We start from the raw sequence: 15,599 nt of genomic DNA, 5'->3' as shown, positions 1-15,599 counted from the left end.
AAGAATAATAAATTGGAATAATAAAATCATTTGGAAATATATATTCTGAAAAATGAGCCTTAAATTCTAAAATTCTTAGTATTTTTAAAGAATAATCAGAACTAGCATTACTTCCAGTAGTCTGCGAATGTAAATACTTAATGTAATCAGTTGAGAATTCAAAAGCGTAGAAAATTCATTATTCAATCATTTTCCAACTCTGTAAGTTATGGCTTGCACTCGCATTTCATTGTTAAATCATAATTGAGACATGCAGAACCGCCGGTGAAGTAATCCTAGATAGCTAGTATATAGCTTTTTCTTTATTCGGCGATATAGTCTATAAAAAAGATGATACCCTGGCTTTTAAAACCGGTCAGTAACTCAAACCCTTTTCAGCTGTGTTGAGTTTAACAGTTTACCAGAAATCCAGGGAGTTCCTGGACTGAAACTCAGACAAGGCTATTGGCGCAACTTGCAATTAAGCTTTATCGAGACTTTTAATCCAGAGATTCAGCCTCATGTATATATTCAGAACCATTGAGAGTGTCCAGAGCAAGTTTTGCCGTAAGCATGTGACTTATTAAAAACCTTTCTTTAACCTCAAAAATCATCGTATCCAGAGAATTGGTAGTTCTCATGATTATATTTTCGAAGTCGTTGAGGTCCGTGTAAGAAATTTCATCTTCTGAGAGGGCAAGAGTGTTGAGAGGGATATCGGTATCTGCTCCCTGTTGAATAAACAGGCTGAAAATGCCCGGAAATTCTCCTGAGAAGACAATTACATCTTTTCCTTGAGGTTGGGATAAGATAACACATGATTTTGGAGGGAAAAATCCTCCATTGCCCGGAACTCTGATACTCTGGTGTCCAAAAGTTTCTTTTCCTATAGACCCTATAGCCAGAGCCGCAACCAGAGCCTCTCTCTCGGTTTTCTGAAGCGATGCGGAATTTGCAATTTCCCCAAGGTATGCGACTGCAATCCTGACAGCAGACTCCATATTCTGTCCAACTGCCGCTTTCCCGATCGCGCATAGAGAATAAAGGATGCTTAAACCGGTATCGGTCATCTCCTGTTCTCTTGCAATTTTGGCCATCTTTCCAAGTGAAAAAAGCGATAAAAACACCCCTGTTTCCATTTTCTGGAAAACAGCCGCGCTGCCTATATATCTTATACTGATAATGGCCTTTTTTGCATCGGGCTCAAGTTTCTTATTTATGTACTCGGTCCCCCGTTCCGTAAGGAAATCTATGGATCGTAGCACACCAAGCTCATCATTATCCTTAACTGAAGTTAGCCCGAGGTCTGTTGCCCCAGCTTCGTTTAAAATAGACGTTCAGAACACCCCACTTAAATTCTTATTTCGGGAAAAGGCATCTTAAAGCCAAATAATTTTTCCTTCACTTCTTTCCCTGGAGGAAGGCAGATATTGCTATTCTACACCTGGATTAACTGACACTGAGCTGATTGCTTTAATTTGACTTGATAAGAGTACTCATTAACCTGAACGTAAAAGTTCATAATCCCATACCTGGATATTTCCTTCTCCCTCTGGAAATTTTATTCAGCTTGTCTTCCAGTCTTTGAATTTCCAATCTTTCAAAGTGCAGGAGAGCCACTTCGGCAATTATAGATGCGCTCATCAGATAGCGATCCTCGGCATTAAATTTAATTGTTTCAAGTGAATAAGCTGCCTGGAGTAAAGCCCTATTAAGTCCCTGCCTGTCTGCAGTTTTTCCTATGTCACGGATAGAACGAACACTTATATCCGCAGTTTCTTTCAGGTTTTTTTCAATAGCCCCTGTTCCAATTTCCTGAAGCAACAGCTCAGCATTCAATGCTGCATCCTCAAATTTCTGGCTTGCCGCAACTTTTCCGGTTTCCCCGAGAAGGGCTACTGTACTGCTTGCGACATCCCCCAATCTCTGCCATGTAACGCTTTTTCCAATTTCCCCAAGAGCAAAAATAACTGCAACTGTTTCCTTTCTGGCTCTTCTGGAAGCCGCGGTGTTTCCCATCTCACCAAGGCAGGAGGCTGCAATCTTTGCGGGAGTTTCCATTTTTTTCCCCGCTGCGATCTTTCCAATTTCTCCAAACGCGAGTACTATGTTCACAAGTGCATTTTCCATATGCTGCTTGCATGCTTTTCTGGCAACTTGAGGAAAAAGTAGAAGTGTATTAACAACGATCGACTCAAGCCCGGCAATAGCTGCCGCTTGTCCTATCTTTTTAATATATTCGATCAGTCGTTTTGTGTCATCTTCCTGTCCTTCTTTTACATACTTCAACACAAGCTCGAAGAGATAGTCAAGGACTTCATTAATCTCGGCTTCATTCTTCTCATCAACCAGATTAAGTCCCAGTTCCAGAGCCTCATTTTCATCGAGCGGTAGAATCACTTCATGCCCCCAGGTTCTCTCTCAAGTAAGTATAGATATGTGAGGATATTAGCTTTATCATGAGAAAAAAGCACTGTTTAAGGATTTTTAATCCTTGAAATAATAATAAAATCCTGAAAAGTATTAGACTGAAAATATCTGACATTAAAAAGGTCTATAGAGATTATCAAAATAATAAGTTTTTGAAATTTATATTATCCATGCGAATCATAAATTAAAAATATAAAGAAATATTATAAAAGTGCACAATATTAAAAAAGAAAAAAATTTGGTTGAAGCCTCTCTCACCTAAAAAAAACCAGGAAGAAGATAAAGGACGCAATATTGAGCAGAAAACCAAAAACGCTTGCTGTAAGTCCTGCTTTTGCAATTGCGTCTTCGAATTCTTTAAGCCGGGATCTGGCCAGCAGGATCCCAAGAATAGAAAAAGGTATTGAGAAAGAGGTTAAAAATAAGCTCCCTGCGCTGATCCAGAAAGAAAGGGAAATAAGTACACTTATTATCCCTGAAATAAGGCTTAGGATTCCTTTGGACCCTGAAAAGCTGCTAATTTTATTCCCTCCTGCTTGAAATGTGAGAAATTGCCATTTACCCTTCAATTTAACCCGAAAACATATCCCTTTCCCGCTCTAACATGGAGCAAGGAGTTTAATGAAGGTTTCCGTCCTCATTAAGGATCTTTAAAAGCTCGATGATCGAGTACGAGGCCCGGGTAATCCCCATGCTGCGCTTATCAGTATCTGTGCCTGCAATATAGAGATTTTTAACCGGAGTCCGAATATCTGCGAATTTCCCATTAATTGTGACTGCGGCTTTCTCCGGGATCATTATCTGTTCGTGCTGCATCTCTATATGCTTCTCCAGATCAGGATGGGCACGGAAAATCATTTCGTAAGCCTTCTTAAGCTCCTTCTCCTCGCTTTTATTCTCATCGATAACGAAAGAAAAGCCTATAAGCTGTTTATCCTTGGGGGCAAGCGAAGGGTCATAGTTACTGATAGGCATTGCCCAGTAAGCAAAATCTTTGAACCAGATTTCTGAACCTGTGTAATTGAACTCGGGAAGCTCTCTTTCCAGTCCCAACCAGATGGTCAGGCTTTTGCTGTGGACTATACCTTCCAGATTTTCAATATACTCTCGGGGGAGATCTTTTATAAGTCTGGGAAGCTCGGTTGCAAAGCCTGTATAAATAACAAGGTCAGATACATAAATTTCGTCGGCTTCCACGCCTGAAACTTTTTCGTCCTGTATAAGGATGGATTTGACCTCACATTCTTTTTTGATCTCTACGGTCTCGGGCAGAGAATAAAGAATGGCGTTGAGCAAGGCTTTTAAGCCTTTTCTTGGGTAGCCCTGAGAGTAGTTCACCTCATTCGTTGCAAGTCTCTCCAGGGAAGTAAAAGGCTGGGTAACCTTGGTCATTCTGGCCTGCAGGGAAGCGTGAAGATGAGATGGAAGGATCGAGGCAAGGATGGACTCCGTTGATTGCCGTTTTTTTGGTTCCAGTCTGCCGATCATCGCATCAAATTGTTCCTGGGTAATGCTGTCCCTGACAAAGCTGCTTCCTGACAGAACTCGCTGGGCAGAGGTTTCTTTCATTGACCGGCCTGATAGGAAAGCCGATATCGTATCCACGAAATCATAAGTTTCCTTTGAAAGGCCTTTAGGCAGGAAATCATACACTGACTTGTCAGAAAGGTCTATCCCGAATGAAGAAAGGGTAAGAGCTTTTGTCAGGGTTTGTGAAAGCAGGACTCTATCCTTTCTCGGAAGCACATCAAAAGTTACGAAATCTTTAAGGTTAGAAGGAACCTTAACAAGTGCGTTTTCAGTCCTGACATAGTAATTTCCGTAGTCCTCGAATACAGGCAAAAAATCAAAGTAGTTATCCATCAGCCTTTTAAGAGGTCCTTCAGTCAGATGAGTTATCGCGTGTGCTCCAGTGTCCACCTGATAGCCGTCTACCATGTAGCTGTTGCAGTTTCCACCCAGATGCTGTCTTTTTTCAAGAACAAGGACCTTTTTCCCATGCTTTGAAAGCGTCAGCGCCGCCAGAAGCCCGCTTATCCCCGCCCCGACAATAATTACATCGTATTTTTTCATGCCGCTAACTACCTCAACTTTTTCCAGTGAATTAAGTTATAATTTAATGCAGTTATGCACTCCATTTTTCTCAACTCACAACAGAGCCTCACATTAGTGGAATGGTTAATTAAAATATGTGAGACTATAAAAAATCACTCCAAATCCGGGATTTCTTGGAATAGTATTACATTGCTTATCATTTATTAGTTTTAGACTCTTTCGCAGGCTTATTATTGTAGAGTACAATAGAGAAAAAAATAGTATTTATAATTAACAGTCGTTAATGATAAAGAATATTGAAAATGTGGCATATATATTATTTTATTTGTATCATTCTCTATAAATTAAAGGTATTTTAACATGATATCATAAAAGCTTGAGAAATTGTCACCTATTTTCATGGTATTCTAGAATTCTAAAGGTATTCCAGAGTAATCCTAAACCGTGATTCCTTATTTCTTGAAGGATTATTTTTTAGAATCCCTTTTTGATATTAGACCGGAAAAACTCCCTTAACTGGATGTAAATTAAAAAAATACTTTATATATAAAAGATTTGGAAATAACGTTTTTCAGAGCTTTTTTAGAATTATTTAACGTTTATTCCTTTATGTTTACTCTTTTAAACTTGAGGTAAACCAGTAATATTCCAACAAAACCACCTAAAATTAAATATTTTATAAACTTTTTCATTCTTGCCATGGTTACATACCCCCATTTCTTACATAGTCAATACGATCTACATATATTCAAGTTTTCCTGCTAAAAATTTAGCTGGAAACTTGATATTTTGTATAACTCTAAAAACATCTCGAATTACTAAGACATTCCAGATTACTGAGAGAATATTATACAATGGTGAAACTTCAATACTACAGTTATCCATACCATCCAGCGCTTTTTAAAAGTTATAAAAGGGGTAATAAAGCTTCAGTTAAATATAGTACTGTAACTTTTGTAAAATAAACTGGGAGGAAGTTTATGAAGATAGTTGGGATACAGTCAAGCCCAAGAGGCGAGCAGAGCAACACTTTGAAACTTGTAAACGCCGCTCTTGATGGAGCCGCAGAAGCAGGAGCAGAGGTCGAATCAATTGATATTGCGAAAATGGAGATTAATTACTGCACTGCATGCAATTCCTGCCATAAGACTGGAGTATGCACAATAAAAGACGACTTCGAGCCTGTACTGGAAAAGTTACTGGCTGCCGACGGCATAGTTTTGAGCAGCCCCAATTACATAACGAATGTGACAGCCCAGCTAAAGACCCTGTTTGATAGAAGCCCGCTTGTTGTCCACGAACAACTCTTTGACGGAAAATACGGCCTTTCCTTAACAACCGCAGGCAGCGGTGAAATCGATTTTGTGCTTGGTATAATGGATAATTATATAGTGCAGTGCGGAGGCAAAGCCATAGGGGGAGTGGGCTGTGCAATGTCAGAAGGTCCTTCGGAAATGGAGGAAGCTATTATAAAATCGCGTGAAATGGGTAAAGATCTTGTTAAAGCGATAAAGGAAAAGTGGCAATATCCTGAACAGGAAGCAAGACAGCAAGCCTGGAGGGAGCGGTTCAAATACGTCATTCTTGCCAACAAAGAGGACTGGACACATAATTGTGACTACTGGATGGAGAAAGGCTGGTTAAAAGAATAAAATTTCGCGTGGAAGTTATCAATTGGTTTACCGGTGGTTAATTATGTTAAGGCCTGAAGAACTGGGAAAAAAGCTTACAGAAGCCGGCAGGTTGAAATTACGCCCATTATGTGTTTACGGGACGGATGAGATCCCCGAAGGAGCTGTCCCATCATACACTGTAGACCGATGTGTAGCAAAGGCGGTTTATATTTCCGCTTTCTTTAAAGAGACGCCTCCCCTCTATATTGAGGCAGGTCACGAGCAGTGCTGCGCTGGTGGACTGGTATGGACTGGACTCGCAGAACCGCATCCAAAACTTAAGTACTTCGTGACTGTGGGCACGCCAGATTTCCATGGAGGCGTTGCTGAACATTTAAAGGCAACTCCTGAGCTGTTCGATGAACTGATGGAGCGAGCAGGAAAAATTCTTCCGCACGGCAAATACACGGTCATTGCTCCGTGTACTGGCGAGATCGAACCTGACATTGTCAGATCATATATTGTCTTTGCAGGCGCAGAGCAGATAAGGAACCTTTGCGGGCTGGCTCAATTCAGCAGTTCTGATCCCTTCTTTAAAACCATAATCCCAGGTGGGCCAACCTGTGCTACCATGATTACTTTCCCGGCTGGCATGGCTGAAAATGCGCCGAAAGACTCAGTTTTTGTCGGGCCTGTCGACCCAACCGGGAATTCCTGGCTGCCTCCGGAATTGATGATAATGGGCATTCCTTCGGGGCTGGCACAGCAGATGGGAGCCGACCTGGAAGAGTCCTTTATCTGCAAGCGGAGCAAGATAGCGTATCCTGAGAAGCGTACAGGTATAAGCAAGCCGGAAGTTAAAAATATGTAAAACTGATTTCCAAAGCAAAGATCAGACAATAGATTACAGGTTTATAAGCCTAAAAACATAATCAGAGGATGTGTTATGAGATAGATGACGGTCCGCCCCACCTTTGAGAAGGCGGGAATTTTCCTTCACTCTACTAAACCTCTATAATTTGATTTCAGGCTCAACTCGCCATAAAACGAATATGGGAAAGAGATTGAATATCCCTGATAAAGCGAAATAATAAGCCTCAAAAAGCGTGAACAGGCTAACTTATCTTTATTTTTTATAAAACATTTTTTATAGTATTTTTTGCATACAATAACAGGCATAACAGTTTCCATTCGTTATCCTTTATGAAACCACATTCTGGAAACTGGTTTTGAGACCTGCAATATATCAGGGGAAATGGGAAATCAAGACTGGAAACTGAGATTTGAAACCAAGTTTGAGATCAATATTCGAAACCAGTATTTCATAGTAATGTTCAAACTATATTTCGAAGGTGTATTTTAAAGCAAGATCTATATTATTCTATTTTGAGCTTATTGGGGGAGTACCAGCGGCAGGTAAAGACAGGATAAGAATTGCCATTGCGGGAGTGGGGAACTGTGCAAGTTCACTTCTGCAGGGTATCGAATACTACCGGAAAAAAAAGGACAAGGGTTCTTTAGGCCTGATGCATTGGAATCTTGGTGGCTACTTGCCGTATGAGATCGAGGTGGCAGCAGCTTTTGATATCGACCGGAGAAAGGTCGGAAAAGATGTATCAGAAGCTATATTTTCGCTTCCTAACTGCACAAAAGTTTTCTGTCCGAATATTCCGCAGGCAGGGACGAAGGTGAAAGCCGGAAGGGTTCTGGATGGCTGTTCCGAACACCTTGCAGATTATCCTGAAGAATGCAGATTTTTGCCGGTAGAGGGCGAAGGTGCGACAAAAGAGGAAATCGTATCTGCCCTGAAAGACGCGGGAGCTGAGATTCTCCTGAATTATATGCCTGTAGGTTCTGAACAGGCCGCCCGATTCTATGCCGAATGTGCGCTTGAGGCAGGCTGCGCTTTTATCAACAACATGCCTGTGTTTATTGCAAGTGATCCTGAGTGGGCAAGACGTTTCGAAGAGAGGAAGCTTCCTATCATAGGGGATGATATTAAATCCCAGTTGGGAGCGACCATTGTTCACAGGACACTTGCTGACCTCTTCAAGAAACGGGGAGTAAAACTGGAGAGAACTTACCAGCTTAATACCGGAGGAAATACCGATTTTCTTAACATGCTTAACAGGGATAGGCTTGCCTCCAAGAGAGAATCGAAGACTGAAGCCGTCCAGTCCGTACTCGAAACCAGGCTTGAGAACGGAAATATCCACGTAGGCCCCAGCGATTACATTTCGTGGCAGAAAGACAATAAGGTATGTTTCCTGAGAATGGAAGGAAAACTCTTCGGTGATGTGCCCATGAACCTTGAGCTCAGGCTTTCGGTTGAGGACTCCCCTAACTCGGCAGGCGTGGTGATAGACGCCATTCGATGCTGCAAGCTTGCTCTTAACCGCGGAATAGGAGGAGTCCTCTATCCGCCTTCGGCGTACTTTATGAAACATCCGCCTGAACAGTATCCCGATACTGAAGCATGTCGCATGACTGAAGAGTTCATTGCCGGAAACTTCTGAGAGAAAGAAATTAACCGATATCCATAAAAAGGCTTGAGCTAGAGAAATTATTTAGACAGTACTTCTTCAGCATCTCTGGCTCCGGCTTCAACTTCCTTCTTGTGTTGAGGATCAAACTGGAGTAAAAGGGCCTGAAACTCTCCGATGTGTGTTTTTTCCTCTTTTGCTACATCCATGAGGACAGCTTTTACATACGTATTTTTTGTTAAGTTTGCCATCTGTTCATAAAGGTTTATAGCATCAATTTCGGCGACAATCGCGGCTCTGATGATCTCTTTATCGATATCTCCTTCAGATATGCTTTTAATATCGACAGGTATTTTGGATAACAACTCATTCCCCCTGCTTACGTATATGAGGATATAAAATAAATGTTTTTACCTGATCCAGCTTTTTCACTGTTTCAGCTTGGATAATTACTTTCTCAGCCCAACTGGCTCCCGCGGGACATTTTAAAGGTATCCGGATCAGGTGTTGCAGTATACTCACACAAGTATCCAAATCAGATATTGCAAAGTTTCCGGATCAGCCATAGCTGATCCTGTAAATTGCGTTATTCTTATCATCCGAGACAAGCAAGGCTCCATCAGGCATTACAAGGACGTCCACAGGTCTTCCCCAGGCTGCAAGCCCCTGGAGCCATCCATCAGCAAAGGGCTCGTAACTGACAGGCGTACTATTCTCCAACCTGACAAGAGTAACCCTATATCCTATTGGAACTGTTCTATCCCATGAACCATGTTCGGCAATAAATATCTGGTTCCTGTACTCTTCAGGAAACATTGTACCTGTGTAAAAGGTCATACCAAGCGCAGCCACATGTGGGCCCAGTTTAATCTCGGGTGGTGTGAACTCCGAACAGTTCCTGAGTTTCCCAAATTCCGGATCAGGAATATCTCCCCCGTGACAATAGGGGTAACCAAAATTCATTCCCTTCTCAGGTGCCAGGTTGAGTTCATCCGGAGGTATGTTATCCCCAAGACCGTCCCTTCCATTATCAGTGAACCATAATTCTTCAGTATCGGGGTTCCAGTCATAACCGACGGTATTCCTTATACCTTTTGCAAAGATCTCAAACTGGCTTCCATCGGGTTCCATTCTTGTGATTGTTCCGTACCGCTCGTCTTCCCTTTCCTTATTACAAATGTTGCATGGCACTCCTACAGGCACATATAACTTTCCATCAGGTCCAAATTCGATATATCTCACGCCGTGACGGCGGTCGGACGGAAAACTATCATTAACTACAACGGGTTCGGGCGGATTTTCAAGCCTTGCTTCGATATTATCATACCTGGTTATCCGGGATATCTCAGCGACATATAACGAGCCGTTCCTGAATGCCACTCCATTTGGCGAATCCAGACCCTCAGCAAGCACAATTACATTATCGGCTTTGCTATCATTGTTCCGGTCAGGGATTGCGTAAACTTTTCCCGCATCCCGACTTCCGACAAAAAGCGTACCGTTCGGGCTCACAGCCATTTGTCTTGCATTCTCTACATCCTGTGCGTAATAATCAATAGAAAAACCAGGCGGAAGCTCTATGCATTTCAGCCATTCTCCGTTCTCACGACATTCCCCAATAGGTACGGTTCTGAGGGCGGCGTAAGCTGCGAAAATAAGTACAATCGCAGCAAAAACCCCAAATATTATCTTTGATCCTTTCATTTCCCCCACCATCTTGAAATTAACTATTGTACGAGCTATTGTACAAAAGTCTCTACTGTCTCACAACGTTACCCAGTTAATTTTGTTGTGATCTCAGGAAAAGTTGCCCTGTGATATTTTTTCGGTTTTCTCAGCATCTCTTTCAAGTTAGCTAATAGCCCTTTTTCTCTGAATACTCTGTCTCTTTGAAAGTGAGCTGCTTTAAATTCTCCTGCTCTGCTTTAATAAAACTCCCCCATCTGAAACCAGAGAAATACGGATTGAAAAGATTATCCAAATTATATATTATCGCCTTTCTAGAAATGTTTTTTTAACCATATTTTATATCACGTTAATACTTTCACCCAACTTTCTTAATCCTTTTTTATATGTTTTATCTTATCTCAGGGTAATGCCTGCCTCCAGTTCGAAAATAAATGTTCCGGAAAGGCGAATAACCTTCCACGTGGATATGGATAGCTTTTTTGCATCAGTAGAGGTCAGGGAAAGGCCGGAACTCAAAGGGCTGCCTGTAGTTGTGGGCTCTGACCCGAAAGGGGGTTCTGGAAGAGGTGTTGTAAGCACATGCTCGTATGAGGCGCGAAAATACGGGATTCATTCTGCAATGCCGATCTCACAGGCTTACAGGCTCTGTCCGGATGCGGTCTTTTTGCCTGTGAACATGAAACTGTACGCAGGTGTTTCTGCAAAGGTGATGGAGCTTTTAAAGGGGTTTGCAGACAGGCTCCAGCAGGTCAGTGTGGATGAAGCCTATCTTGTGCCGGGCCCCGAGATCAGGAATTTTGAAGAAGCTGCTATGTATGCCCTAAGGATAAAGGATGAAGTCCAGAAGCAAGAAGGAATTACCTGCTCAGTAGGGATCGGGCCGAACAAGCTTATAGCTAAAATTGCGTCCGGTTTCCAGAAGCCTGACGGGCTTACCGTTGTCAGGTCCGGAGATGTAAGGGAATTTCTTTTCCCACTGCCTGTCTCAAAAATTCCCGGAATAGGGAAAAAAACCGCTGAGACCTTGAAAATAATGGGAATTACCAGAGTAGAAGAACTTGCAAGCTGTGACGTGCAGTTCCTATTGGAGAAATTCGGGAAAATGGGACTTCGCATGAAGCAACTTGCAAACGGACTAGATTTTGAGGAGGTCCGGGAAAACAAAAGTATAAAATCCATAAGCAGGCACGGAACCTTTGCCGAGGATACAAATGACCCTGTAAAAATCACCGGGTCTCTGGACCTCCTTATAGAAAGCGTGCACAGATCCCTCCTGAAACACCGTTTCCTTTTCAGAACCGTAACCCTTACCGTACGCTTTGAAGACTTCTCCACCTACACCCGCTCAAAAACCATCCCAATCTGGACCTCAGACCTTTTTGTGATGAAAAGAATCGCCATGCAGCTTCTCTCAGAATTCATAGGAAACCGAAAACTCAGGCTTGTAGGCATAGGCGTTGCAAAGCTCCGCGAAAGAGACGAAAAGCAAACCCTGATTACAGATTTCTAAAGGCAAGCCTTCTCACAAGCTTATTCAAAAAACTGCTTGAGCGCAAGCCTTTTCAAAAAAGGCTTGAGCGAAAACCTTTTCTCAAAAGGTTTTATCGAAAACCGGTATGGCGGCGTGATCGACTGGCGCAACGGTCGCAGCACAACGATTTTGGTCAGGCATTGCGCAGGTTATGGATCGGCATATACATTTTATAATAGAAGATCCAATCTAGATCCAATGAAAGAGAATCTAAAGATGGCTCTGGCTCTTCTCATAATTGTTGTTCTGACTGTGATCATTATTTACGCTACATTCCCGTATCTAAACTATATTTTCGGAGCCCTCATCCTTTTCACAATATTCCGACCTCTTTATCAGTTTCTCGTAAAAAAAGCCAGGATTCGGAAGCAAATTGCAGCCGTACTGGTGATAATAGTTTCCATCTTTGTTGTACTGATTCCTTTTTACTTCCTTCTGAGTATGATTGTCAGCGAAATCCAGCAGCTTATACTTAATCAGGAATCCATTATTGCGTCTATTGAATCTGGAGCTGTCTTTGCAACTAATTTTCTATCAGGGCTGAATATTCCTTTTGATATATTCCAGACCAAAATAGAAGAAAAAGCAATGGAGCTTGCCTCACAGGCTGTCAATTACACGAGCCTGTTTATTCTGGGCTCAATCCAGAGCCTGAGCCACCAGTCCATTGGGTTATTGATAATGTACTTTCTACTTTACTATCTTTTTACCGGGGAAGATTCGGACTTTATGCGCCAAGTCACAGTTGCAGTCCCTTTCAATGAAGAAAACACAGCCACTCTGCTGAACGAGTTCAGGAGAATGGTCCGGACAACTCTTACAGCTAGCGGGGCAGTTGCCCTTGCCCAGGGTGGAGTGCTGACAATCGCATTTCTCATCTTCAATATCCAGGGAGCTTTTCTCTGGGGCGCGATTGCAGCTATTCTGTCCTTTCTACCTCTTGTCGGAGCAGCTTTTGTCTGGATTCCTGCAGTTATTGTCCAGCTATTCCAGGCCGACTATACGGCGGCGATCGGTATACTTGCAGCAGGACTCTTTATAAGTGTACTTGATAACTTCCTGAGACCCATCGTCCAGAAGACTGTTGGAAAAATCCATCCTCTTCTGTCCCTGCTCGGAATTGTAATAGGGGTGTCACTCTTCGGGCTGATAGGAATCGTTATAGGTCCCCTCCTGCTCTCCTACTTTATTCTGACCGTACAGATGTTTTCCAGAGAGTATCTTTCCTGAAAAGGGTAAAAATGTGCAGGTTGATGTGCCGGAGAAAAAGATCAACAAAGCTCCTTTCTTCAGTAAATGCTCCTATAAGAAGAACTTTTATTCCTTCAAGCATAGAGAAACATATGCAGATTGACATACTGGGATGTGAATCTTTTGGAGCAAGGTCACTTGCCTGTCTTGTAAAAACGGGTGAGAGAACGGTTCTGATCGATCCTGGAGTTGCGCTCGCACGCCTGCGTTCAGGACTGTTCCCCACCCGGTAGAGGTTGCTGCGGCTTTCAGGATAAGGGAAAAGATTCTCTCTGCATTTGGAGAGGCTACGGACGTTGTTATCAGCCACTTTCACGGGGACCATATGCCAATGAGGGCTGAAGACCCGTATCAGCTGCCAATGGAAGCCCTCCCTTCCCTTGACGGGATACATTTCTGGTGTAAAGGCCCGACAAAAATCTCAGCTCTCTCTTCAAAGCGGAGACGTGAACTTTCGGATTTTCTGGGTTTTCCTCTTCCTGCTTCGGAAGGCAAAAAGTCTGGCAGTATGGAGTTCTCTCCTCCTGCTCCACACGGGGCAAGGGAAAAGGGCTTTGGAACTGTAATGATGACCCGGATCTGCGAGGGAGATGAGGTTTTTGTCCATAGTTCCGATATCCAGCTTCTGCATAGGGAAGCGGTACTTAAAGTACTCGCCTGGGAACCCACAATTGTTTTTGCCTCAGGCCCTCCTATTTATCTTTCACATCGCGTGCCTGAAGCCGGAAAAGAAGCCTCTGAAAATGCTCTCCTTCTGGCAAAGCACGTAGATACCCTGATTCTGGACCATCATCTGCTCAGATCTTTTGAAGGGTATAGCTGGCTAAAAGAGCTTGATGGAAAAGTTGAAAACCAAGTCCTATGCGCTGCAGAGTTTATGGGAAAAGCCCCTGAGCTTCTTGAAGCCCAGAGAAAAGCCCTTTATGAAAAAAAGCCTGTACTCTCAGGCTGGCATGAAGCCTATGCCTGTGGTAAGGCAGGTTTTGAGGAATATCTCTGACAGTCAGGTTTCTGGCATCCTGTTCTGTTAGGGGGTCTCAGTGTAATTGTCTATGTTATTAATCTGTTCAGAGCGCTGTTCGTAATAGTTGTAGAGTTCTTTTCCCCACACCAGAGATCCTGGCTCAAAGCAAATCACATACTTCCTGTCAAATACCGTACTTTTCGGGAAAAGTGCCATTGCCATAAAGCTATCAGTTGCTGTGATCGCAGGAATCCTCTCACAATCTGTACAGGTAAAAAGTTTTGCATTTTCTTTTTTAAGATATTGCTCGGTCTGTTCCCTATAATCCTCAACCCACCTTTTCAGGACGGATTTGGGTAAAACAAGTGATATTGGTATTCCTTTCTCGGCAATTTCCATGTAAAAAGAAGGAAAAAGAGGATGGAAGTAAGGAAGTACAGCATCAAGCTTTTTTGCCAGCCGAACATTTTTGACATATTCCGGGATCATCTCAAACATGTGGTCTATCTGAGGTTCAATTATGGTGCAGTGCCCAAGCTCGTAAATTCTTCGAAGGAGAAAGTCTGGAATCTCGTTCATTTCCCGGTCTGCCCAGTAATCTACATTTTCTTCGAGAACGGCAAGCGTATCTACAAGCGGCTTCATCTTTTCAGCTACAACTCTGCCTATCTCGCTTAACCTGTAGAGGTTTTTTTCCTGAACTACCAGGTGCTGTTCTTTGAGCTTTTTTACCTGCGGCTGGACTGCGGTTGCACTGGCACTGAGGGCTTTTTTTATTGTTTCAATATCCTTTGGTCCCTCAAGCAGAAGAAGCAACACATTCTTTCTTTTCTCAGATAGAAGGATCAGGTCGAGTAGAGTATTCTCCATATTATGCACCTTGACCTGCTGCCTGCAGGCTTGTAATATATAGGAGTTCTAGAAATCTAGAAGTTCTAGAAATCTAGAACTTCTAGAAATCTAGGAAAGCTTAGCAATAAAGGAAGATTCATACCAGAAACTGAGTATGACCCTTGTATTTATAAAAACTTGAAAATTAATAGTTAATATATTTTTCTCTCCATTTCGTGAACATTGTGCATTTTTGTGAATTTTTTTTCTTTTTAAGCACCTTTTTTCCCAGAAAATTCAATTTAGAAATTCAATTTCAAAATGCATATTTCGTTTAATGGATTATCTACCTGCCAATACCTTAATATTTAACTAATTTACATGGACTGCTTTCTGTGATATTTTTATAAAGAACTCTACTGGTATTACAGGTTTATATCATAAATATACAGTTTTTTCCAGATTACTCTCATGAAAATGAGCAATAAAAAGAGTATGCCAGCAATCTGATAAAAATAATAATTTTACTGAAGGTTGCAATGCTTTCTGTTCTCAAGAACCTGAATTTTTACTTTTTTTTGGTTCAGTGTGCATAAGTCCGCTTCTTAACGCCTGTTAAATAACATTTTTCCCAAAAAAGGTCCGCCTGTTCTTTCAAACTCCTTATAAGCGAACCTTTTTCGGGATGTAATCCTTTTCAGTTTTGTGGGGAACAATTCATTCTTTTATATAATTTTTCATACCATTTACATATCTTTTCTTATTACCCAGCA

At 42.1% G+C, this 15,599-nt stretch carries 14 protein-coding genes; 7 read left to right on the top strand and 7 right to left on the bottom strand.

What is annotated here, in order from left to right; genetic code table 11:
* Positions 1-479: 479 nt before the first annotated feature.
* Entirely contained in the window at positions 480-1,244 is a 765-nt protein-coding gene (locus AOB57_RS13110; RefSeq protein WP_226999517.1) for a hypothetical protein, read from the bottom strand.
* 253 nt (positions 1,245-1,497) lie between these two features.
* Entirely contained in the window at positions 1,498-2,379 is an 882-nt protein-coding gene (locus AOB57_RS13105) for a hypothetical protein (RefSeq protein ID WP_226999516.1), read from the bottom strand.
* 324 nt (positions 2,380-2,703) lie between these two features.
* Here AOB57_RS13105 and AOB57_RS13100 point away from each other — a divergent pair, with 324 nt between their 5' ends.
* Positions 2,704-2,949 carry a hypothetical protein gene (locus AOB57_RS13100; protein WP_054297721.1) on the top strand — a complete coding sequence of 82 codons (246 nt, stop codon included), beginning with the start codon at positions 2,704-2,706 and terminating at the stop codon, positions 2,947-2,949.
* A gap of 78 nt (positions 2,950-3,027) precedes the next feature.
* Here AOB57_RS13100 and AOB57_RS13095 read toward each other — a convergent pair whose 3' ends face one another.
* A complete protein-coding gene (locus AOB57_RS13095; protein ID WP_054297720.1) occupies positions 3,028-4,482 on the bottom strand; it encodes a protoporphyrinogen/coproporphyrinogen oxidase in 1,455 nt (484 codons plus the stop codon).
* A gap of 962 nt (positions 4,483-5,444) precedes the next feature.
* Between AOB57_RS13095 and AOB57_RS13090 the strand changes: the two genes are divergently transcribed.
* From AOB57_RS13090 to AOB57_RS13080, 3 genes are all read left to right on the top strand, one after another.
* A complete protein-coding gene (locus AOB57_RS13090) occupies positions 5,445-6,116 on the top strand; it encodes a flavodoxin family protein (RefSeq protein WP_054297719.1) in 672 nt (223 codons plus the stop codon).
* 43 nt (positions 6,117-6,159) lie between these two features.
* Entirely contained in the window at positions 6,160-6,948 is a 789-nt protein-coding gene (locus AOB57_RS13085) for a DUF169 domain-containing protein (protein ID WP_054297718.1), read from the top strand.
* 481 nt (positions 6,949-7,429) lie between these two features.
* Positions 7,430-8,593: an inositol-3-phosphate synthase gene (locus AOB57_RS13080; RefSeq protein ID WP_226999515.1), complete on the top strand. Its 1,164-nt coding sequence runs from the start codon at positions 7,430-7,432 to the stop codon at positions 8,591-8,593.
* Positions 8,594-8,640: 47 nt separating this feature from the next.
* Here AOB57_RS13080 and AOB57_RS13075 read toward each other — a convergent pair whose 3' ends face one another.
* Both AOB57_RS13075 and AOB57_RS13070 read right to left on the bottom strand, forming a co-directional pair.
* Positions 8,641-8,925 (bottom strand): ferritin family protein, encoded by a 285-nt coding sequence (locus tag AOB57_RS13075; RefSeq protein WP_054297717.1) that lies wholly within the window; start codon positions 8,923-8,925, stop codon positions 8,641-8,643.
* 193 nt (positions 8,926-9,118) lie between these two features.
* On the bottom strand, positions 9,119-10,264 hold the full coding sequence (locus tag AOB57_RS13070; RefSeq protein WP_054297716.1) for a PQQ-dependent sugar dehydrogenase: 1,146 nt from the start codon (positions 10,262-10,264) through the stop codon (positions 9,119-9,121).
* A 391-nt stretch (positions 10,265-10,655) separates the two neighbouring features.
* On the opposite strand from AOB57_RS13070, the gene dinB reads away from it, so the two are divergent.
* Complete coding sequence (dinB, locus tag AOB57_RS13065; RefSeq protein ID WP_054297715.1) at positions 10,656-11,759, top strand: DNA polymerase IV; 1,104 nt, start codon at positions 10,656-10,658, stop codon at positions 11,757-11,759.
* A gap of 63 nt (positions 11,760-11,822) precedes the next feature.
* Positions 11,823-13,010 carry an AI-2E family transporter gene (locus AOB57_RS13060; protein WP_226999514.1) on the top strand — a complete coding sequence of 396 codons (1,188 nt, stop codon included), beginning with the start codon at positions 11,823-11,825 and terminating at the stop codon, positions 13,008-13,010.
* Here AOB57_RS13060 and AOB57_RS14705 read toward each other — a convergent pair.
* Entirely contained in the window at positions 12,967-13,356 is a 390-nt protein-coding gene (locus AOB57_RS14705; RefSeq protein ID WP_226999513.1) for a hypothetical protein, read from the bottom strand. The two genes, AOB57_RS13060 and AOB57_RS14705, sit on opposite strands and share 44 nt — an antisense overlap.
* Between AOB57_RS14705 and AOB57_RS13055 the strand changes: the two genes are divergently transcribed.
* Complete coding sequence (locus tag AOB57_RS13055; protein WP_226999711.1) at positions 13,285-14,031, top strand: MBL fold metallo-hydrolase; 747 nt, start codon at positions 13,285-13,287, stop codon at positions 14,029-14,031. The two genes, AOB57_RS14705 and AOB57_RS13055, sit on opposite strands and share 72 nt — an antisense overlap.
* Before the next feature lie 27 nt (positions 14,032-14,058).
* Here AOB57_RS13055 and AOB57_RS13050 read toward each other — a convergent pair whose 3' ends face one another.
* Positions 14,059-14,865 carry a helix-turn-helix transcriptional regulator gene (locus tag AOB57_RS13050; protein ID WP_054297714.1) on the bottom strand — a complete coding sequence of 269 codons (807 nt, stop codon included), beginning with the start codon at positions 14,863-14,865 and terminating at the stop codon, positions 14,059-14,061.
* Positions 14,866-15,599: the final 734 nt, after the last annotated feature.

Source organism: Methanosarcina flavescens (assembly GCF_001304615.2).
GTDB lineage: Archaea > Halobacteriota > Methanosarcinia > Methanosarcinales > Methanosarcinaceae > Methanosarcina > Methanosarcina flavescens.
The sequence above is the reverse complement of the archived record's forward strand: the minus strand, read 5'-3'. Positions and strand labels throughout refer to the sequence as shown.